This is a genomic window from Streptomyces sp. NPDC056486 (assembly GCF_042795295.1).
Classification (GTDB): Bacteria; Actinomycetota; Actinomycetes; order Streptomycetales; family Streptomycetaceae; genus Streptomyces.
On record NZ_JBHTSF010000011.1, the window covers coordinates 1 to 19,733 of the forward strand.

Consider the following 19,733-nt stretch of genomic DNA (forward strand, 5'->3'; position numbering starts at 1 on the left):
GACGTAACAACTCCCATTCCTCATCGGTCAGTTCATAGCGTCGGCTCACAATGCCCATCATCCCGCGCAACTACATTGAAGACACGGCCTAGGGCAGCCAGCAGCTTCGACCACCTCTCCTACGCGGCTCCAGGGCTGTTGACCTTGGATCTCGGGGTTTGAATACAGGTTCTGGCTCCGGCGCAATGGCTCACACGTCCCAGTCCCGGGCCTCGGCCATCGCGGGAACCCGAAGGCAACTTGCCCACCTGCAGCACAAATTGCACTGACGTCATATCACCGTCGGGCTGGGGACCAGCAGCACAGCCGTTGGCGCTAGGCATTTGATCAAGGTCTTCTAGCGCAGGTGATCCGCCTGCTACGGGGTGCTGGGCCGCTACAGCTTCATCACCTTCACCCTGGCCGGCGGCCTACTCGTGGTCAGTACAGAGGTGGGTAGTCAGGGCCACACATGCCCACTCCTCCCAGGCGTCGGGGGACCAGCCCCGGTCGCGGACGAAGATCAGGTACAGCTCCGGACTGAGCAGCCCGTACAGCAGGTCGGCTGCGCGGGCGGTATCGACGTCGGGGCGGGCGTCGGGCTTGGAGGTCAGTGCCTTCGCTGCGGCATGCTGAACGCTATAGCGCGGGTCGGGGCCGGCGGGCCACTGCGCGGCGATCTCCGGGTCGGTGGCCGCCGCAGCCGCGATCAACGGCATGATCGGGGCGACCCGGCCGAGGATGTCGCGTACACCCCGTACGTGGGTGCGCAGTTGCCCAGCCGCGGTGGGCTCGGCGCACGCGGCGCGGAACCAGTCGCGGTCCATCGTGGCGACCGGTTCGACGTCGCCCGCGATGGACGTGTCGACGACGTCCTTGAACAGCGCGCGTTTGTTTCGGAACACGAAGTACACGGTCTGGACGGCCACGCCTGCGCGATCCGCAACCTCCTGAAGGCTTGTCGCACCGTACCCCTGCGCGACGAACAGCTCCCGCGCCGCCGAAACGATCTTCTCGCGGGTACGCCGCGAGCGCTCGGCCCTCTTGTCGGGGCGCTTGACGTTCTGTCCGTCGGATCCCTTGACCTCATCCATGCCAGGAGTCTATCTCTAGAGTCAGTCACTAGAGATGAACTCTAATTTCTTGGAGGGGTAGCGATGAGTGAGACTGGGACGGCTGCGGAGCTCGAGCAAGAGGCGTTTGTGCACCGCGTGTTGGAGGACTTCTACCGGGACGGCAAGCCGCCGTGGGACAGCGGCATCACGCCGCCCGAGCTGGTGGCCCTGATAGAGGGGCCCGGCGCGCTGATGCCAGGCCAGGTCCTCGAACTCGGCTGCGGCACCGGGACCAACGCGGTGTACCTGGCCCGGCACGGCTGGCGGGTGGCGGCCGTCGACCTGGTCGACCGCGCGGTTCGGCAGGCTCGGGAGAAGGCCGACGCGGCCGGAGCGGACGTCACGGTGCTGTGCGGGGACGCCACCCGACTCGACGAGGTGGGCGTGCCGGGCCCGTACGACCTGTTCTTCGACCTGAGCTGCTACTGCGGGATTCCGCCGCACCGCCGCGACGCCTACGCCGCCGGCCTCACCAGGCGTGCCGCCCCCGGTGCACGATTGCTGATGTTCGGGTACGGGCCCGGGGCGTTTGACGACTCGTGGTCCGGCGTCACTGCGGACGAACTCCGCGCCAGGTTCGCCGGGTGGCAGCTCGCCGACGTGACGCCCGGCACGAACCCGGTCCCGACTTTCTGGTTCACGCTGCGCCGCGGCGCCGCCTCTGCATGAGCTCAGTCGCACCGGGCAGCTTCGGGTCGCGGACGTCGCGCGCGGCCGTTCTCATAGACGAGGAGATGTGAGAGGCGCGGGCCGGGCGCTACCCGCGCGGCGGGCCCGGTGAGCGGCGTACGGGGTGTCGTCACCGCCGCTCTCGGCCGTCCAGTTCGCGGCAGTCTGCTCGCTGAAGCCGAGCTGACGACTGAAGACGAACGCGGGGCCGGGTTCGAGGCGATGGGCCTTGCCGATCGGATGGTGCAGGAGTTCGCGGAGCATGCTGTCGAGCGGCGGCGGGATTTCCACCGGGTGTGTGCCCAGGCGCAGTCGCAGCGCGGTGCCGTCGTGCACGAGGCGCCAGCGGGTGTAGGCCGCGACGATGTCGGCGGCGAACGAGCTGGTATGGAAGGGGGCCGTCAGGGCTCGGGTGTGCTGGTGGCGGCTGGTCCAGTGCAAGAAGGACCGGACCTGCAGGGGATCGGCCGGACCCGTGGCGAGGTAAGCGTCGATCTGGTCCTGCGTGCATGCGGCGAGACTGCTGCCCTGTTCGGGCAGCCACTCCAGCAGACGGACGACCGCGCGGATCTCGCCGGATCCCGCAGGCTTGCCCCGGGCCGGTCGGCCGGTGCTCGGGCTGTCGGTGCAGTCGGCGCAACGGCTGCCATCGTGCCCACCGCTCGACGATCTGCCTCTCCCAGGACGGGTCACCCGGAGAGCGGCACTGTCGATGATCTGACGGCACCCGGCGGGCGCCTGTTGGCCCCGCTGGCCATGGCGGCGTAGCCGAACATGGCGATCAGGCCGAACCCTACGGGCAGGAAGAACACGTGTGGCAGACCAAACGCGTTCGCGCCCAGGCCTCCGGTGAGTCCGCCTAGGGCGGCGCTGAGAGCAGGCGAGCTGAGGAAGATCGCGGATGCGGTGGCCACAGCAGTCGGCAGGAGTCGCTGTGCAACGGTGATTCCCAGGGCGGCGAAGACGGCCCAGACCGCTCCCATGAAGATCTGCCCGGCAAAGAGGCCTGGAGCGCCGGTCGAAGTGCTGAAGCATATGTTCGCAGCTGCGCCGCACGCGCCGGCCCCGGACATCAGCCACAGGGCGCTCGTGCGGCGGGCGGCCATCACCACGAGGGGCATCAGCGCGAGTTCCACGAGGGGCTGGATGCCGATGATCGCGCCTCGGAGCCCGGACGCGAAGTGCAGCTGCTCGTCCATGTAAATGGGTAGGTAGGCGTACTTGATGGGCTCACCGGCATACACGCAGATGTACAGACCGGTAAACAAGAGAAGCGGTCGCATGGCGCGAATACCTGGGCGTTGCCCCTTGGTCTCTTCGCCGTTGTTGTCGATGCGTTCGGCACCCTGGGGTCGCAGGGTGCCCAGCGGGATGATCTGCAGCCCGCAGCAGATGGCAGTGGCCAGCAGCATCTCCCTGAGCCCGAAGTGGGCTGCGACGACGGTGCCGGCAGCGGGCCCGATCACCCAGCCGCTGGTCATGGCCATGCGGGCGACGGCGACCACGCCGTCGTTGGCCGGAGACGGTCGTCGAGTCATTTCGTCATGCATGGCGGCGAACAGTTGCGAACTCGCCGCGCCGGCGAAGCCGAGGACCAGCACACTGATGGCAAACGGCATCCACAGTTGGGTTGATGCGGCAATGCCCGCCCAACCGACAACGCCTGCTATGGCGCACAGGCGAAAAAGGCCGAGGCGCCGGCCGGTGCGGTCGGATCTGGCACCGACCATGTAACCGAGGACCGGGGCTGCGAGATTGGTCAGGTAGTAGAGGCCGGCGACCGTCAGGGAGGCGTGCAGTTCCTTCACGAGGAAGGACGCGATCTGCGGTGCGGCCGCTGAGATGCCCAGTGCAGAGAAGAACTCCGCGACCGTCACGCCGCGATACAGCGGATTGGTCATCAGGACGCGAAGGGTGGACGGCGGCTTCGCCGCTTCCGCCGTGCCGGACATATTCAGGTGGCGGTGCTCTACGGCCTTACGCTCGCGCACACGTCCCCCTTTCACAGTTGTCAGGGTCCCGTTCGGTGTTGCAGACAGACCTGCTCACCGCACGTCCTCGAGAGACGGTGTCGGCCGGAGCCCGCCTAGAATACCGACAGGCATGTCGGTATTCTAGGCGGGTCGGGAACAAGCAACGGGCATGGCTTCCATTACTGCTGGGTGGCCAGGGGCGTTGGACCTCTCCTCATACCCACCAGATAGTGCTGTCGCTGGGCAGCCACGCATGGTTTGAGCCGATTTGAACTGCGTCTGCCGTGCTGGCCAGCTTGATCCGACCGTGACGCCCGATGCGTACCGGTTCCCCGGTGGTGTTCGCCGTGCAGACCAATTCCTGTCCGTCGCCGGCGGAACGGCGGAAGGCCAGTACGCCCTGGGGAGCATCGAGCCACTCGATCCTGTCGCCGGCGCCGAGGGCGGGGTGCTGGCGCCTCAGGGCGAGGGCCATGCGGTAGAGCTCGAGGGTGGAATCGGCCCGCTCCTGCTGGGCCTCGACGCTGAGGCTGCCCCAGTCGGCCGGCTGGGGCAGCCAGGAGCCGGCCGGCCCGAACCCACATGAAGGACCGTCAACGGCCCACGGCAGGGGGACGCGGCACCCGTCACGCAATCCGTCCTGCCCGTCCGCCCGGTGAAACGAGGGGTCTTGTCGCGCTTCGTCAGGCAGGGATACGACATCAGGCAGCCCCAGTTCCTCACCCTGAAACAGGTAGGCGGAGCCTGGCAGGGCCAGCATCAGCAGGACCGCGGCGCGAGCTCGGCGCAGGCCGATCCGCGCATCCCCGGCCGCGCCGATCTGTGTTCCGAGGCCGGCCGGGTTCGCGAACCGGGTCGTGTGGCGGGTGACGTCGTGGTTGGACAGCACCCAGGTGGTCGGCGCGCCGACGGGCCGCATGGCTTGCAGTGAGCTGTCGATGACGTCCTTCAGCTCATCGGAATCCCAGTAGGCGCTGAGATAGTGGAAGTTGAAGGCTTGGTGCAGTTCGTCGGGCCTGACGTAGAGCGCGGTGCGTTCGACGGTGGGGGTCCACGCTTCGGCAACGAAGATCCGTTCGGAGCCGTACTCGTCGAGGACGGTACGCCAGCCGCGGTAGATCTCGTGAACGCCGTCCTGGTCGAAGAACGGCATCGTGTCGTTGCCCAGGAGTTTGAGCTGGTCGCGAGATCCAATGTCGGGAAGACCCTGGGCTTTGACCAGGCCATGGGCGACATCGACGCGGAAGCCGTCAATGCCGCGGTCGAGCCAGAAGCGCAGTGTCGAGCGGAACTCGTCGTCGACGGCAGGGTGGTCCCAGTTGAGGTCGGGCTGTTCCGGCGCGAAGAGGTGCAGGTACCACTCGCCAGGTGAGCCATCGGGTTCGGTGACACGGCTCCAGGCGGAACCCCCGAAGATGGACTCCCAGTCGTTGGGCGGACGTTCGCCGTTGGGGCCGCGGCCCGGCTGGAAGTGGAAGCGCTTGCGCAGCGGCGAGCCGGGGCCTGCGCCCAGAGCCTGTTGGAACCACGCGTGCTGGTCGGACACGTGGTTGGGAACGACATCGATGATGATGCGCAGCCCGAGGTCATGGGCGTCGCGGATGAGGTGTTCGGCGTCGGCGAGATCGCCGAACATCGGGTCGACTGTGCGGTAGTCGGCCACGTCGTATCCGGCATCGGCCTGAGGTGACTTGTAGAAGGGGCTGAGCCATACCGCGTCGATGCCCAGATCGGACAGGTACGGGAGCCTGCTGCGGATACCTTTGAGGTCCCCCATGCCGTCGCCGTCGGCGTCCGCGAAGCTCCGTGGATAGACCTGGTAGATCACGGCATCGCGCCACCAGTCCGTAGAAACGGGGTACTCAGGGGTGGAGTTGACTGTGTGCTGGCTCATCCTGTCCTCGGTGCGGCGCCTGGGGCCGGTGTCGGTGTGGTGTCCCTCAGGGCGCGTGCTTGTTGATCAGCTCGCTCAGGTGCGTGAAGCTCTTGGTCGCGGCGTCGAGCGAGGCGCACTCGACGGAGAGCACCACATCGTGGTCGGCCTGGGCGAGAGTAGAAACGATGCGCTCCCAGTCGATGACGCCCTCGCCGCAGGCGCAGCCGAGCATGCCGCGGACCTTGCCGCGGTAGCGGACGGCGTCCTCGGGTGAGATGTCCTTGGCGTGCAGATGCGTGACGCGGCCGACGATGTCTTCGAGCCACTGGTGCGGGTCGTTGCCGCTCAGGTAGCTGTTGCCGGTGTCGAGGTTGATGGTCAGGGCCGGGCTGTCGATGAGGCCCATGAGCCCGTCGAGACGCTCGGGAGTCGCGGTGTACTCCCCGTGCGTCTCGACGGCGATGGCGATCCCCCGCGGCTCCGCCACCTTGGCGGCCTCCTGGAGCGTGTACCGCATGAGGGTGTAGTTCTCCTCTTCGGTGGTCCAGGACGGCACGGGCCCGTCGTCGATCATGATCATCGGTGCGCCGCATTCAGCGGCATACCTGATCGCCTGCCTCAGGTACTCGACGCTGACCTCCGGCTTGGCCAGTGGTGCGTGGCTGGACAGCGAGGAGATGCTCAGCCCTCGGCTCTCCGCGGCGTTCTTCAGGCGCAGCGGATCGTCGAGCATCGAGACGCTGTGGAAGTAGCCTGCGGCGCTGAGGAGTTCGCGGCCCCAGTGGACCATCGGTTCGACGTACTTGTAGCCGATCTCGGCCGCGCGGTCCATGGCCCAGTCGAAGGAGCCGTTCTCGAACCGGGCGAATTCCAGGTTGAGTCCGAGCTTGATGTTGCCCATGAGGTGTTCGCCCTCCGTGTGTCAGAAGCCTCGCTGGGACACGTACTCGTCGCGGGTCTCACCGTGATAGGCGGGCACGGTGATGTCCCACCAGCCGGTGGGGTGCATCTCCGTCCAGGGCAGTTCGTGGGCGCTCATCGCTTCGATGACCACCGGGCCCTGGGTCTCGAAGGCGCGGCGCACGGCGTCCTCCAGCTTGGCCGGGTCCTCGACGCGCTCGGCGGTGCAGCCAAGGGACTGTGCGAACTCGGTGATGTTCGCGAAGTACGGCTTGCCGTCCTTGGTGGTCCAGCCGCTGACGATCTGGCGCTCTCGGCCGAAGAGGTTGATCTGGAGGTCCTTGATGGCCTCCCAGCCGCCGTTGTTGAGCACCACGACGACGAGCGGCAGGTCGAGCATGACCGCGGTGGCCAGTTCCGTGCCGGTCTGCAGGAAGCTGCCGTCGCCGACGAGGGCCAGGACGGGCTGGTCGCCGACCGCGACCTGGGCGCCGACCGCGGCGGGCAGACCGAACCCGATGCCGGACATGCCGCCGGCCACGATGTTCGTGCGCGGCCCGTAGATGGGGAACTCGTTGAAGGCCTGGTTGGCCGGGTTGCTGGAGTCGGTGACCAGGATGCCCTCGCGCGGCAGTGCCTTGCGGATCTCCACCATGGCGCGGGAGTTGGTCATCGGCAGGTGGTCCGTGGTCCGCATCGGGCGCAGGTGCTCGTCCCACTGCGCCTTGAGGTCCTGGAGCTCGGCGAAGTAGGCGGAGGAGCGCCAGTCCGGAGCCTCGCCCAGCTGGTTCAGCTCGCCGAGCAGCGAGGCCAGGCTGGCCTTGGCATCGCCCACGATGCCCACCTCGGCGGGGTAGTTGCGGCCGATCTCGAAGCCGTCGATGTCGATCTGGACGAGCTTGGTGTCCGGGATGTTGAAGGTGACTCCCGGCTTGTACGAGGACGTGATGCGGTCGCTGAAACGGCAGCCGACCGCGAGGATCACGTCCGCGGTACGGGTGATGCCGTTGCCCGAGACGGATCCCATGTCGCCGCAGGGCCAGGCGTACAGGTCGTGGTCGGCGGGGAAGGCGCCCTTGCCCATGAAGGAGTGGGTGACCGGGGCTCCGAGCCGTTCGGCGACGGCGAGCAGTTCGGCGGTGGCCTCCGCGGCGATGACGCCGCCGCCGGTCAGGATGACCGGGCGCTTGGCGTCGGCCAGGAGCCGGGCGGCTTCGGCGATGCGCTCGGAGTCGCCGACGGGGCGGCCGTGCGCGCGGCGCCGCTGGGTCCGCTCGGGCTCGTAGTCGCCGTACTCGGCCTGCAGGTCCTGTGGGATGTCGAGCAGGACGGGGCCGCGGCGGCCCTCGTACATGGTGTTGAAGGCCTGCGCGAGCACGGTGGGGAGTTGGTCGACCCGGCTGGGCTGCCACCAGCGCTTGACGACCGGCTCGGCCATGCGCGGGAAGTTGTTGCCGTGCGGGCGGTCGATCTCCTGCAGGACGCCGTGGTTCTCCATGTAGGTGTGCACGGCGCCGGTGATCAGCAGGAACGGCTGGGAGTCGGAGAACGCGGTCGTCAGCCCGGTGAGGGTGTTGGTCGCACCCGGGCCGATGGACGTACAGCAGGCGGCGATCTTGCCGGTGGCCCGGTAGTAGCCGTCGGCCATGTGGGCGGCGCCCTGCTCGTGCATGGCCGGGATGACTTCGATCTCGTCCTTGCGGTCGACGAAGGCGTCGATGAGGGCGGTGTTGCCGTGTCCGGGGACGGCGAAGACCTTCTCGACGCCTTCGCGGATCAGGTAGTCGACGACGATCTGGCCGCCGGTGAGCCTGGACATGTGTCTTACCTCTTGGTCGTGTGCTGGGCGGGGAGGGCTTGCTGGGTGTTTCCGACGATGTGGTCCGCGACGCGCAGCGCATTCGCGGCGATAGTCAGCGCCGGGTTCATCACGGGCAGCGACGGGAAGAAGGACGAGTCGACGACGTAGAGGTTCTCGACGTCGTGGGAGCGGCAGTCGGCATCCAGGGCCGACGTGGCTGTGTCGGCGCCGGCGCGGATGGTGCCTGCCTGGTGGGAGTTCACTTCGATGCCGGTGCGCTGGCTGAAGACCAGGGGGTAGCCCATGCCGCGCAGGATCTTCTTTGTCTCTCGGACCAGGACCTCGTGCGCGCGGACGTTGTTGGGCTTCCAGGCGACCTGAATATCGCCCTTGGGCGTCAGGGTGATGCGGTTTTGCGGGTCGGGCAGGTCCTCGGTGAACAGCCACCAGTCAAGGCTGCGGTGGGCGGCGTAGCTGAGCGCCCACTTGGGGATGCCGGGGCGCTGGCCGGCCAGCATCTCGGCCTGGAGCTTGCCGATGAGCTGTACGTGGCCGAGCGGGTAGGGGTGGTCGTCGGTTCCCTTGTTGTAGAAGTCGTTGAAGTAGAGGGTCTTCTGGAACTCGGCGTTGTTCTTCCGGGTGGGGTGGACGGCGACCATGACGCTGTTGTTGTGCACCATGTAGTGGCGTCCGACCGTGCCGGAGGAGTTGCCGAGGCCGTTGGGATGCTGTTCGTTGGCCGAACGGAGCAGCAGGGCAGCCGAGTTGACGGCACCTGCGGACACGACGACGGTGTCGGCGTCGATGCTGATCGACGCTCCGTTGTGCGTGAGGTCGACGCCGCTCGCCCGTCGGCCGGAGTCGTCGGTGCGGACGCGGGTGACGTCGGCGTTGGTGACCAGCTCCACATAGCCGGACGCCAGGGCGGGGCGGACGAAGGTGACGTCGGCGTCGGACTTGGCAAGGACGCGGCAGGGGAACCCGTCACAGAACGCGCAGCGAATACAGCTTCCGCCGTCACGCAGGTCGATGCCGATCGGGAGGTTCGAGGGGGTCAGCCCCATCCGGGTCAGGGCGTCGGCGGCTTCCTGAACTGTGCCCTCGTGCCCGAGTGGCGGATAGGGGAAGGGCTCGGACCGCTTCAGGGTGGGGTCGTCGTGCTGGTCACCGTGGACCCGCAGAAGCTCCTCGGCGCGCTGGTAGTAGGGCTGCAGGTCCTCGTACTGGAAGAGCCACTCCGGTGACGTGCCGTCGGCGTGCTCGGTGGCCTTGAAGTCCTCGCGCCGGAAGCGGACGAGCGAAGAGCCGTAGAGCTTGGTGTTCCCGCCGACGTAGTAGTAGTTGCCCGGAGTGAAGGCCTTGCCGTCGACGCCGTACCAGTTCTCCGCGTTCTGGTACCGCTTGCGCTGGAAGATGGCTCCGGCGTCCCAGTTCTGCTTTTCCTGCGGCAGGAAGTCACCACGTTCGATGAGGAGCACGCTGGCCCCGACGTCCTTGAGCGCGTAAGCCGTCGCGGCGCCACCCATGCCCGAGCCGACGATCACGAAGTCGTAGCGCGTCTTGGTGGGGCCGTCGTTGGGCAGAGTTGGTTTTCCACTCATGGGAGTTCGTCCCTCGCTGGAGATCTGGAGTGTGCGGAGGACCTGCTGCAGAAGCAGAGAGCAGGCGTCGGACGTGGTGAGGAAGTTGTTCTTCCGGCATCACGGTGCGGGGCGCTCGCCAGCCGCCAGAAGTGATGCCACCCTGATTTGGTTATTCGATTAACTAGATGAGAGATTAACACCCTGACCTGCACTGTCAACCGTTTCGCAGGATCGGGCTTACGCCCTATGGCAGGACGACTAGGTAGGGTTGATCGTCAGCTGGGCGAGCGAGGGGAAACAGCACTGTGGTCACGATGCGAGACGTCGCCCAGGCGGCGGGTGTCTCCCAGGCAGCGATCTCATACGCCTACAACCGGCCGGAGAAGCTCTCGGCCGCCCAGCGGGAGCGCATCTTCCAGGTCGCCGACCAGCTTGGCTACGCCGGTCCCCATTCAGCCGGCCGAACACTGCGCACGGGTCAGGTCGGCGCCATCGGCCTGATGATCACCGACTCTCTGCCGTACGCCTTCGACGATCCCGCTACCAGCGCCCTCCTCAAGGGGATCTCCGAGGCGGGAGAGGTGGCGGAGACCGCGCTCACCCTGCTGCCGTGCCCGCTGGAGTCGGATCAGCTGGCACAGCGCTCGGGAGTGCTGCTGCGGGGCCTGGTCGACGGTTTCCTGGCCTACGCCATGCCCGAGGGGCACCCCGCCGTGGAGACGGTACTGCGCAGGGAACTCCCGGTGGTGATCATCGACGGGCCCAACCCCGGCGGGCTCGCCTGGGTCGGCATCCAGGACAGAGAGGCTGCCCGCCAGGCTGCCGCCCATCTGCTGGCCCTGGGGCACCGCTCGATCGGGATCCTGGTCGACCGGCTGGTGCCCGACGGCTACAGCGGGCCCGTCTCCCCGACCCGGCGGCGCCAGGCCCGCGATCGGGTGATGAAGGAGCGCCTGGCGGGATACGCGGCTGCCTTCCGCGCCGCCGGCGTGCCCTGGGGCTCGGCGACCATCATCGAGGCGGGCGGCTTCCACGAATCCGCCTCGCTGTCCGCAGCCCGGACTCTGCTCGGCAGCGAACCGGTAACAGCCGTACTGGCCGCCACCGATGTCCTCGCACTGGCCACGATGAGCACGGCCCGCGACCGCGGCCTGCGCATCCCCGACGATCTCTCGGTAGTGGGGTTCGACGACCTGCCCGCCGCAGCCGGCGCTCAACTGACCACTGTCCACCAGCCGTTGGTCGACAAGGGGCGCCGGGCCACGCAGCTGCTGCTTGAGGTGATCGAGGGCGGGCAGCCGCGCGAGATCTGCCTGCCGACAGAGCTGGTGGTCCGTGAGACGACAGCTCAGCCGCCGCCCCAGTGAAACGCCGCCCGCCATGGCTCACCGCTCCGCTTCGCCGAGTCGCACGTCGTGGTCGGTCCACGGCAGGACGGCTTCCCCGTGTCGCGCGGCTCGCAGGTCGCCGGAGCGCGCGTGCCCCTCGAAGTTCTCCAGGCGTGAGGCACGGCCGCAGATCTCGCCGAGCAGCGCGCTGCTCCTCTTATCCCGGATCTCCTGGTAGGTCACGGTCTTCAGGTACTTGCCCACCCACAGGCCGCCGGTGTAGCGGGCGGCGCCCATGGTCGGCAGGACGTGGTTGGTGCCGATGACCTTGTCGCCATACGGCACGCAGGTGTCCTGGCCGAGGAAGAGGGCACCGTAGTCCCGCATACCGGTGAGGGCTTGCCGCGGCTCGGCGGTGAAGATCTGCACGTGCTCGCTGGCGTAGGTGTCGGCCAAGGCGAAGGCTTCGTCCTGGTTCTCGACGACCAGCACCTCGCCGTGATCGCGCCAGGCAGCACCAGCGACCTTGCCGGTGGGCAGTCCCGGCAGCAGGGCGTCGATGTGCTCGATGGTGCGCCGGCCGACCTCGTGCGAGGTGGTGATGAGGACCGCCGGGGAGTCAGGGCCGTGTTCGGCCTGGCTGAGCAGGTCCACGGCGATGGTGAAGGGATCCGCGGTCTCGTCGGCGACGATGAGTACCTCGGTGGGGCCGGCGAACAGGTCGATGCCCACTTCACCGAACAGCTGCCGTTTGGCCTCCGCCACATACGCGTTGCCCGGACCGGCCAGCATGTTCACCGGGGTGATGGTCTCGGTGCCCAGAGCGAGTGCGGCCACCGCCTGTACGCCGCCGAGCACATAGATCTCCTCCGCGCCTGCCAGGTGCATGGCAGCGACGCTGATGGGCGGGGGCGCGCCCTCATTGGGCGGGGTGGTGGCGGCCACCCGCTCCACGCCGGCGACCTTGGCGGTAACGATGGTCATGTGCGCGGACGCGGTCAGCGGGTACCGGCCGCCGGGCACGTACGCGCCCGCCGCGGTGACGGGGATGTTGCGCTGACCCAGGAACACGCCGGGCAGGGTCTCGATCTCGAAGTCGTGCACCGAGTCCCGCTGGGCCTGGGCGAAGTTCTGCACTTGATGCTGCACGAAGCGCAGGTCGTCGAGGACAGAGCTCGGCACCGACTCGACGATGGACCGGATCTCCTGCGGGCCGAGCCGGTAGGAGTCTCGGTCCCAGGCGTCGAACTTCGCCGAGTAGCGGCGCACGGCGTCATCGCCGTTGGCGCGGACATCGGCAATGACCTCGGCGACGGTGTCGATGACCTCCGGGCGGCTGCTGCGCACGGTGCTCTTGGTTGTCGGGGCCTTGAGTACGACAGGCACGGTTGCGCCTCCAGGTGTGGTGGGTGCGGGAAAGTACGAGGGGGGACGCTGGGGCCGGCCGAGGGCCCGGTGGCGGCCTTTGCTTCTGCCCGGCCGTCAGGCGTTCTGCGGGAAGCCGAGGTTGAGGCCGCCATGACTGGGGGCGAGCCAGCGGGATGTGATGACCTTGCCGCGGGTGAAGAAGTTGACTCCCTCGGTTCCGTGGGCATGGCTGTCGCCGAAGAGGGAGTGCTTCCATCCGCCGAAGGAGTAGTAGGCCATGGGCACCGGGACCGGCACGTTGATGCCGATCATCCCGACCTTGATCTCGTTGGAGAACTGGCGTGCCGCTCCGCCGTCGTTGGTGAACAGGGCAGTGCCGTTCCCGTACGGGCTGTCGTTGATCAACCGCACGGCTTCGTCGTAGCTGTCCACGCGGACGACGGACAGGACCGGGCCGAAGATCTCGTCGGTGTAGATGCTCATGCCGGTGTCGACGTGGTCGAACAGGGTGGGGCCCACGAAGAAGCCGGAGCCGTCGGCATCGGGCTTCACGGTACGGCCGTCCACCACGACGGTGGCGCCGGCTTTCTCGCCCGCATCGATGTAGCCGGTGACCCGCTGCTGTGCCTGCGCGGTGATCAGCGGGCCCATGTCGCAGCCGCGGGTGCCATCGCCGGTCCGCAGCCCAAGGGTGCGCTCCTTGATCTTGGAGACGAGTTGATCGGCGATGTCACCGACCGCGACGACGGCGGAGATGGCCATGCAGCGCTCGCCGGCGGATCCGTAGCCTGCGTTGACGGCCTGGTCGGCGGCCAGATCGAGGTCCGCGTCGGGCAGCACCACCATGTGGTTCTTGGCGCCCCCCAGGGCCTGGACGCGTTTGCCGTGGGCGGCAGCCGTCTCGTACACGTACTGGGCGATGGGAGTGGACCCCACGAACGAGATGGAGTCCACATCGGAGTGGGTGAGCAGACCGTCCACAGCGGTCTTGTCACCGTTCAGCACGTTGAAGACTCCGTCGGGCAGCCCGGCTTCCTTCCACAGTTCCGCCAGCCACAGCGCGGCGCTCGGTACCTTCTCGCTGGGCTTGAGGACGACGGTGTTGCCGGCCGCGATGGCGATGGGGAAGAACCACAGAGGCACCATGGCAGGGAAGTTGAAGGGCGCGATGATGCCGACGACGCCCAGCGGCTGACGCACGGAGTGGACGTCGACGCGAGTGGAGGCGTTCTCGGTGAAGCCGCCCTTGAGGAGATGCGCGATACCGCACGCGAACTCCACGACCTCCTGACCGCGGCTGACCTCGCCGAGTGCGTCGGAGAGCACCTTGCCGTGCTCCGAGGTGATGATCTCGGCGAGTTCGGGCTTGCGCTCGTTCAGCAACTCTCGGAAGCGGAACAGGATTCGGGTTCGCGCCGCCAGCGAAGTGTCACGCCAGGCCGGGAAGGCATCCGCGGCCGCGCCGATGACTTCGTTGACGTCGCTCTCTGCGGCGAGGGCGAGTTGGGCGGTGACCTCGCCGGTCGCGGGGTTGGTGACGTCGGCGAAACGATCGGCGGTGCCTTCATAAGCGCTGCCGTTTAGCCAGTGGTGCAGGGTGAGTGCCATGTTCTAAGTCCCTTGCTGGGGTCAGTCAGAGCGGGGCCCAGGGGCGTCCAGGGCCCGCAGACCAAGCTGATGGAGCGAGAACGCCGGGTCAGGGGCGGCGCGGAGGCGGATGAAGGCGCGTCTAGGCCTGGACCTCGATGAGGGCACGGCCGACGATCTTTCCTTCGCTGAGAAGGCGGTAGGCCTCGTCGGCCTGTTCCAGGGGGAAGCGCCGGCTGATCAGCGCTCCGGGGTCGAGCCGCCCGTCAGCTACGAGTTGCCCCAGGTGAGCCAGGTCGCTGCGCGGCCTTCCTCCGAAAGAGCCGCAGATCTGGATCTTGCGGCGGACGATCCGCGTGATCTCGACCTCGGCGGTGCGGCCTGCGGGCGCGATCCCGATCATCACGCACCTGCCGCCGTCGGCGGCCATGTCGGTGGCCTGCCGGAACGTGGTGGGCTGCCCGATGGCCTCAAGGACAAGGCTGGAACCGCCGCTCGTCATCTCGCGTACCGCTTCGACTGCGTCGGTCGTGGAAGCGTTGACCACTTCCGTGGCTCCCAGACGCATGGCGGTGCTGAGCCGGTCGTCGGCGATGTCGACGGCAACGATCTGGCCGGCTCCCAGTGCCTTGGCCACCGCCACCGCGCTGAGACCGACACCACCTGCGCCGATGACCACGACGGGAGCGCCCTCGCTGAGTTCTCCCACGTGAACCAGCGCGCCGTAGGCGGTCAGAAACGCGCAGCCGAGGATCGCCGAGTCCTTGAGGTGGCTGCCGGGGGGTACTGGGGCCGCACCGAGCGCGGGCAGTACGGCGTACTCGGCCAGTCCCGCCATTGAGTACATCCAGACGGGATCACCGTTGGCGTCGAACAACCGCGTAGTGCCGTCGTAGAGCGTGCCGTTGAGCCGGTTGTGCGCGAAGAAGGGCTCGCACAGCTCTTCGCGTCCCGACGTACACAGGGCGCAGGACCCGCACGGCATGATGAAGGCGCCGACGACGCTCTGGCCTTCGCTGAGGTGCTCCACGCCGGCCCCCACGTCAACTACCGTGCCGGAGATCTCGTGGCCGAGAACCGCGGGGAAGGGGAAGGCAACCGAGCCGTCCTGGACGTGGAGGTCCGTGTGGCAGACGCCGCACGCCGCGACCCGCACCAAGATCTCTCCTGGCCCGGGGCGGGGGGTGCGCAGCTCGGCCATGTCGAATGATCCGGACGGTCGGGAGACAACAGCGGCTCTCATGGGTCCTCCTAGAACGGGATCCCGCGCTGCACGTTTGCGCGTGGGGCACTACGCAGGTGACGGCGGTGGGCAGCAGGCGAACGGCCGGTTCAGAGTGGGCAGCCGTCGGGTTCAAGGCTCTGCTCATGGTCCGCCGGGCAGGTGTCGCCGCGTGGTGACTGCACACCAGCATGGGAGCGCTGAGAGGCCTGCGGCAGACACAGCATGTGCAAGAGTTGACCGAAACGCTGCATCATTCGTGCAAGGGCAATCCGATGGCCGTTCAGGGCAGGATGGTGCCGGGTTGGCGCGAATCGGCTGGTCGCGATGCCCGCTCCTTGTCGAACAATCGCCGGTCTGAAGAGGTCTTGTTTATGGCTCTGTCTGTTGCAGCTGCCCTGCAGCTCGAGGTCTTCAGCCGTACGTCAGTGCACGTCTACGCCGGCGAGGACAACCTCCACCGCACCATCCGCTGGGTGCACCCTGTCGAGATTGCAGACATCGGTCAGTTCCTGACGGGCGGGGAGCTCCTTCTCACTGCGGGACTCGGAGTTGGGCGCACCGCCAGCGACCAGCGGCGTTACCTCCGTGAAGTCAGCGAGGCGGGCGCAGCGGCTCTCATCCTCGAGCTCAGCGGCCGAGTCTTCACCTCCATGCCCCCAGCCCTTGTTGCTGAAGCGAAGCAGCTGGGTTTTCCCTTGATCGGCCTGGCGGACGAGTTGCCGTTCGTCGAGGTGTCGGCCCAGGTCCATGAGCTGGTCACCGACTCAAGGAATTCGGATCTCCTCTCGTTCCAGCGGCTCAACGACGACTTCATCCAGCTGCTGCTGGCCAGCCGAAGCCATGTGTCCTTCACCGAAGCGCTGGCCCACCATGTGGGCTCTCCCGTGGTCCTGGAGAACACGGATCACCAGGTCATGGCCTATGCGGGAGGAACTGCCGGCACCGACCAGCTCATGAAGAACTGGGGGCTGCACGCCCGGATGGCACACCGGAGCAACACTCCTGGCGGACACAATCGCTCGAGCATGGTCCAGTCTCATGACGAGCCTGGTTGCACCCGGCGAATGGTCGTCCTGCGCGGCGAGGCGTGGGGGTGGATCCATGTCTTCCATGGAGACGGTCCTTTCGCGGATGTCCACGCCTACGCACTTGATCGCGCTGCCGACACGATTGCCATCGCCCTGCTCGGTGACCGGGAAAGCGGGGCACGTGCCTCCCACCGTCAAAGCTCGCTGATCAACCGGCTGCTTCTGGGCGACATCACCGGCGAACAGTTCGTCGATCGAGCGCTCAAGGTGGGCCGGGACCTGCGCGACCGTCCACTGGCCGTATCAGTGCTGGCCAAAGACCCCAACGCTGAAGCCTCGGCGGGGTTGCTCCTGGACTCCGTGTTCAAGGGCCTGAAGCTGCCGGCAGTCGTCGCAGACACAGGCGACCACGTCGTCGCGATCATCGGGCTGACGAAGCAGATGCCCGTGCAGCAGCTCGCTGACCGGCTCGACACCTGCGGGGCACGGGGCGGGGTGAGTCGCAGCGGTCCGCCTGCCTTGCTCACCGACGCGGTGCGGCAGGCCCGCACGGCAGCATCTGTCGCCGAGACCCGCGACACCCCGACCACTTTGCACTTCGACCGCCTGGGTGTCCTGCGCCTGCTTGTTGCGTTGGCGGACGGGCCCGAGCTTCGGCGATACGTCGACGATGAACTCGGTCCGCTGCTCACTCACGACGTTTCCGAGACGAATCCGCTCCTGCCCACCTTGAAGGCGTACCTTGCCGCGGACGGCAACAAGTCCCGCGCTGCAGAAGCGCTGTACATCCAGCGGCGCACGCTCTACTACCGCATCGAGCGGCTCAACGGTCTTCTGGGCAGATCCGTCGATGATCCTGAAGTACGCGGGGGGCTTTCCCTCGCGCTTCGCGCTCTCGATCTTCTTGGCACCTCGTCTCAGATGCCCGCACCCTCATACCCCCATGCTCCGTGACGAACCCGTAGGACCCCGTCCGTCGGTCAGTGTTTCCTGCTGGCCCAGGCAATCCCCTGGCGCATGAGACGCTCCACCGGCTCCGCGGTCAGGTCCTCGAGATAGTGGCCCAACGCGCTGTAGAAGACGCGGCCCGCTCCCCACTCTTTGGTCCAGGCCTGCGGCATGCGCTGTCCAGCGAGCCAGGGCATGTGTTGACCGTCGAACACGGTCTCCAGGAGCACATGGTTTCGTGGATCGACGTTCATGTAGTACTGCTCGCTCGCCGCCCGGAAGTCTTCGATCCCCTCGGTGACCGGGTGGTTCCCGTCGACGACGTGGAGGGGGTACGGGTGGCGTACGCCTTCACCGGCTGGGTGATAGAAGACGTCGGCGCCGAGCATCATGTGGTACATCACGCTGCCGCGGAATGCGGCTCCTCCGCCGTGCCAGGAGACGAAACCGGTGCCGGCTTCGATGGCGCCGAGGAGAGCCGACTCCTGTGAAGGGGTCAGCGTTTCGCTGAGGAGAGCGTTGTTCCAGTTGTTGAGGATGATGTCGTATCCAGTGAGGTCCTGATCGAGGACAAAGATGTCGTTCGATTCTTCGACCTCAAACCCGAGTCCATCGAGCAGAACTCGCGTCCATTCCGCGACACCGTAGGGGTTGTGCCCCTGCCATCCTCCGTAGAGGTAAAGAGCACGAGTCATTGTTTCTTCCTGTTCGTGATCGTGGATTTGAGCACATGCCTGACGCCGGGTCGAGTTCTCGAGGGTTTCGCTCGTCCTCTAGCTTGGCGTATCTGCTTCGCTGCGTCCGATGCTCAGGTAGACATCGGGACGGGTCTTCCGCCACCTCAGCCCGACGAGAGCACCGACGATGAGAATGGCAACGAGGAGCAACTGTTGGCCATAGGCGAGCCACTTCGACGCCTCGATCGACATTGAGTAGTAGACCGAGGTCAGCGTGAGAAGCAGCAGCAGACCGGCAAGCGCCAGGATCGGCGCGAACAACGTGTTCCAGGCACGCTCGCGATGCTCGATGACACGGAAATACCGCACTACCGAAATCGTGGTGAGCGTGAACAACATCAGGAGTGCGAACGTTCCGAGGGCGAACATGGACGAGTACATCTTGACCGCGTCGATTCCCGCGAGAAGGAAGGGCAGGGTGCAGACAACTGCCAGCGTCGTAGAGATTGCGGACGCGTTGGACGGGGACCCGTGTCGGCCGTGTGCGCGTCCGAGGAAGCCCGGAAGGATGCGGTCGCGGCCCAGGGAGTAGAGGTAGCGCGAAAGAGCGTTGTGTGTGGAGAGCGCACCGGCGAAGACGCTGGTGACGACCAGGGCGGTCATGGCCTGTGTGACGGTGTCGCCCATGTAGTAGCGGAAGCCGCCGCTGAACAGGGACGTTGGACTGTCCGCGCCGGCCGCCGCGACACGGTCCGGGCTCCAGAACGTCACGAGCGCCCAGGACGTGAGGATGTAGAAGCCGGCGAGCCCCGTGATCGCAAGATAGGTCGCTCGGGGGATCGTCCGCTCGGGCTGCTTGACCTCGTCCCGGTAGATGGCCGAGGACTCGAACCCCATGAAACACGAGATGGCGAACAGTGTGGCGACTCCGAGATCCCCCTCGAAGACGTGCGTCGGCTCGAAAGACTGGACTTGGTAACCGTGCGGCCCACCGCTGAAGAGCACCGGCAGGTTGAACATCATGACCAGCAGAACTTCCATGACCATGAAAACGGCGAGGACTTTACCCGAAAGCTCCACATTGAAGTGCCCCAGCGTGGTAATGATGCCGCAACATATTGCGCCCCAAATCCACCAGGGAGCGGCCGGGAGCTCGAAGGCCTCTAGTACGTTCTCGACCGAGACGCCGAAGAACGCGTAGGTTCCCACCATGTACACCAGATAGGTGAAGGCGGCCAAGAATCCTGACCCGAGGCCCAAGGATTTCGAGAGCCCGGCGGTGATGTAGGTGTAGAAAGCGCCGGGCTTCGACAGGTTCCGGGTCATCGTGGTGAAGCCGACGGCAAAAAGCAGGAAGATGAGACCGACGAAAGCATAGATCATCGGAGTTCCTACTCCATTGCCTCTGGTAATACCGAGAGGCAGCACTCCGGTGACATTGCCGATGGGGGCTGACATGGCAAGCACGGTCAGGGCTAGCTGCAGGGTTCCCATCGTGCCGCGCAGGCGGCCCGCGCCTTCCGGCAACGCAGCTCCTTTTTCAGCGGGTGCCTCGTCTCGGGGGCGGGCTTTTATGCTTTCGGCGCTCATGACGTCCTTTCTGGGCCACGCCCCGCGCGCCTCACACGGTGAGTAGCGCCCGGGGGTGGGAGCAGGATAGGGGGCCCACATGGTGG

At 66.8% G+C, this 19,733-nt stretch carries 15 protein-coding genes; 3 read left to right on the forward strand and 12 right to left on the reverse strand.

Annotation, left to right across the window (positions count from 1 at the left end):
* Window positions 1–410 precede the first annotated feature (410 nt).
* Entirely contained in the window at window positions 411–1,073 is a 663-nt protein-coding gene (locus ACFQ7F_RS07375) for a TetR/AcrR family transcriptional regulator (RefSeq protein WP_383267471.1), read from the reverse strand.
* 63 nt (window positions 1,074–1,136) lie between these two features.
* Between ACFQ7F_RS07375 and ACFQ7F_RS07380 the strand changes: the two genes are divergently transcribed.
* Window positions 1,137–1,763 carry a class I SAM-dependent methyltransferase gene (locus ACFQ7F_RS07380; protein WP_383267474.1) on the forward strand — a complete coding sequence of 209 codons (627 nt, stop codon included), beginning with the start codon at window positions 1,137–1,139 and terminating at the stop codon, window positions 1,761–1,763.
* A 51-nt stretch (window positions 1,764–1,814) separates the two neighbouring features.
* Here ACFQ7F_RS07380 and ACFQ7F_RS07385 read toward each other — a convergent pair whose 3' ends face one another.
* From ACFQ7F_RS07385 to ACFQ7F_RS07410, 6 genes are all read right to left on the reverse strand, one after another.
* Window positions 1,815–2,456, reverse strand: coding sequence for a hypothetical protein (locus ACFQ7F_RS07385; RefSeq protein WP_383267477.1), 642 nt, complete (start codon window positions 2,454–2,456; stop codon window positions 1,815–1,817).
* Window positions 2,453–3,754, reverse strand: coding sequence for an MFS transporter (locus tag ACFQ7F_RS07390; RefSeq protein WP_383267480.1), 1,302 nt, complete (start codon window positions 3,752–3,754; stop codon window positions 2,453–2,455). The genes ACFQ7F_RS07385 and ACFQ7F_RS07390 overlap by 4 nt, the downstream gene beginning before the upstream one ends.
* 196 nt (window positions 3,755–3,950) lie before the next feature.
* A complete protein-coding gene (locus ACFQ7F_RS07395; RefSeq protein WP_383267484.1) occupies window positions 3,951–5,630 on the reverse strand; it encodes a glycoside hydrolase family 13 protein in 1,680 nt (559 codons plus the stop codon).
* Window positions 5,631–5,676: 46 nt separating this feature from the next.
* Window positions 5,677–6,513 carry a sugar phosphate isomerase/epimerase family protein gene (locus ACFQ7F_RS07400; protein WP_383267487.1) on the reverse strand — a complete coding sequence of 279 codons (837 nt, stop codon included), beginning with the start codon at window positions 6,511–6,513 and terminating at the stop codon, window positions 5,677–5,679.
* Window positions 6,514–6,534: 21 nt separating this feature from the next.
* Complete coding sequence (locus ACFQ7F_RS07405) at window positions 6,535–8,331, reverse strand: thiamine pyrophosphate-binding protein (RefSeq protein ID WP_383267490.1); 1,797 nt, start codon at window positions 8,329–8,331, stop codon at window positions 6,535–6,537.
* A 5-nt stretch (window positions 8,332–8,336) separates the two neighbouring features.
* The gene (locus ACFQ7F_RS07410; protein ID WP_383267493.1) at window positions 8,337–9,914 is read right to left on the reverse strand and encodes a GMC family oxidoreductase; all 1,578 of its coding nucleotides are present in this window, start codon (window positions 9,912–9,914) and stop codon (window positions 8,337–8,339) included.
* A gap of 296 nt (window positions 9,915–10,210) precedes the next feature.
* Here ACFQ7F_RS07410 and ACFQ7F_RS07415 point away from each other — a divergent pair, with 296 nt between their 5' ends.
* Complete coding sequence (locus tag ACFQ7F_RS07415) at window positions 10,211–11,263, forward strand: LacI family DNA-binding transcriptional regulator (RefSeq protein ID WP_383267496.1); 1,053 nt, start codon at window positions 10,211–10,213, stop codon at window positions 11,261–11,263.
* Between the two features lie 18 nt (window positions 11,264–11,281).
* On the opposite strand, the gene hisD is transcribed toward ACFQ7F_RS07415, so the two are convergent.
* From hisD to ACFQ7F_RS07430, 3 genes are all read right to left on the reverse strand, one after another.
* Entirely contained in the window at window positions 11,282–12,610 is a 1,329-nt protein-coding gene (hisD, locus tag ACFQ7F_RS07420) for a histidinol dehydrogenase (protein ID WP_383267499.1), read from the reverse strand.
* Window positions 12,611–12,706: 96 nt separating this feature from the next.
* Window positions 12,707–14,200 carry a CoA-acylating methylmalonate-semialdehyde dehydrogenase gene (locus tag ACFQ7F_RS07425; RefSeq protein ID WP_383267502.1) on the reverse strand — a complete coding sequence of 498 codons (1,494 nt, stop codon included), beginning with the start codon at window positions 14,198–14,200 and terminating at the stop codon, window positions 12,707–12,709.
* Window positions 14,201–14,321: 121 nt separating this feature from the next.
* Window positions 14,322–15,422 carry a zinc-binding dehydrogenase gene (locus tag ACFQ7F_RS07430; protein WP_383267506.1) on the reverse strand — a complete coding sequence of 367 codons (1,101 nt, stop codon included), beginning with the start codon at window positions 15,420–15,422 and terminating at the stop codon, window positions 14,322–14,324.
* Window positions 15,423–15,637: 215 nt separating this feature from the next.
* Here ACFQ7F_RS07430 and ACFQ7F_RS07435 point away from each other — a divergent pair, with 215 nt between their 5' ends.
* Window positions 15,638–17,386, forward strand: coding sequence for a PucR family transcriptional regulator (locus ACFQ7F_RS07435; RefSeq protein ID WP_383267510.1), 1,749 nt, complete (start codon window positions 15,638–15,640; stop codon window positions 17,384–17,386).
* Between the two features lie 26 nt (window positions 17,387–17,412).
* Here ACFQ7F_RS07435 and ACFQ7F_RS07440 read toward each other — a convergent pair whose 3' ends face one another.
* Entirely contained in the window at window positions 17,413–18,075 is a 663-nt protein-coding gene (locus ACFQ7F_RS07440; protein ID WP_383267513.1) for a ThuA domain-containing protein, read from the reverse strand.
* Between the two features lie 78 nt (window positions 18,076–18,153).
* The gene (locus ACFQ7F_RS07445; protein ID WP_383267516.1) at window positions 18,154–19,647 is read right to left on the reverse strand and encodes an APC family permease; all 1,494 of its coding nucleotides are present in this window, start codon (window positions 19,645–19,647) and stop codon (window positions 18,154–18,156) included.
* Window positions 19,648–19,733 lie beyond the last annotated feature (86 nt).

Bases quoted from the DNA above. Each gene is read 5' to 3' on its own strand.
- ACFQ7F_RS07425 (WP_383267502.1), bottom strand. From the start codon at position 14,200: ATGGCACTCACCCTGCACCACTGGCTAAACGGCAGCGCTTATGAAGGC.
- ACFQ7F_RS07375 (WP_383267471.1), bottom strand. From the start codon at position 1,073: ATGGATGAGGTCAAGGGATCCGACGGACAGAACGTCAAGCGCCCCGAC.
- ACFQ7F_RS07405 (WP_383267490.1), bottom strand. From the start codon at position 8,331: ATGTCCAGGCTCACCGGCGGCCAGATCGTCGTCGACTACCTGATCCGC.
- ACFQ7F_RS07445 (WP_383267516.1), bottom strand. From the start codon at position 19,647: ATGAGCGCCGAAAGCATAAAAGCCCGCCCCCGAGACGAGGCACCCGCT.
- ACFQ7F_RS07400 (WP_383267487.1), bottom strand. From the start codon at position 6,513: ATGGGCAACATCAAGCTCGGACTCAACCTGGAATTCGCCCGGTTCGAG.
- ACFQ7F_RS07395 (WP_383267484.1), bottom strand. From the start codon at position 5,630: ATGAGCCAGCACACAGTCAACTCCACCCCTGAGTACCCCGTTTCTACG.
- ACFQ7F_RS07430 (WP_383267506.1), bottom strand. From the start codon at position 15,422: ATGAGAGCCGCTGTTGTCTCCCGACCGTCCGGATCATTCGACATGGCC.
- ACFQ7F_RS07415 (WP_383267496.1), top strand. From the start codon at position 10,211: ATGCGAGACGTCGCCCAGGCGGCGGGTGTCTCCCAGGCAGCGATCTCA.
- ACFQ7F_RS07380 (WP_383267474.1), top strand. From the start codon at position 1,137: ATGAGTGAGACTGGGACGGCTGCGGAGCTCGAGCAAGAGGCGTTTGTG.
- ACFQ7F_RS07440 (WP_383267513.1), bottom strand. From the start codon at position 18,075: ATGACTCGTGCTCTTTACCTCTACGGAGGATGGCAGGGGCACAACCCC.
- ACFQ7F_RS07410 (WP_383267493.1), bottom strand. From the start codon at position 9,914: ATGAGTGGAAAACCAACTCTGCCCAACGACGGCCCCACCAAGACGCGC.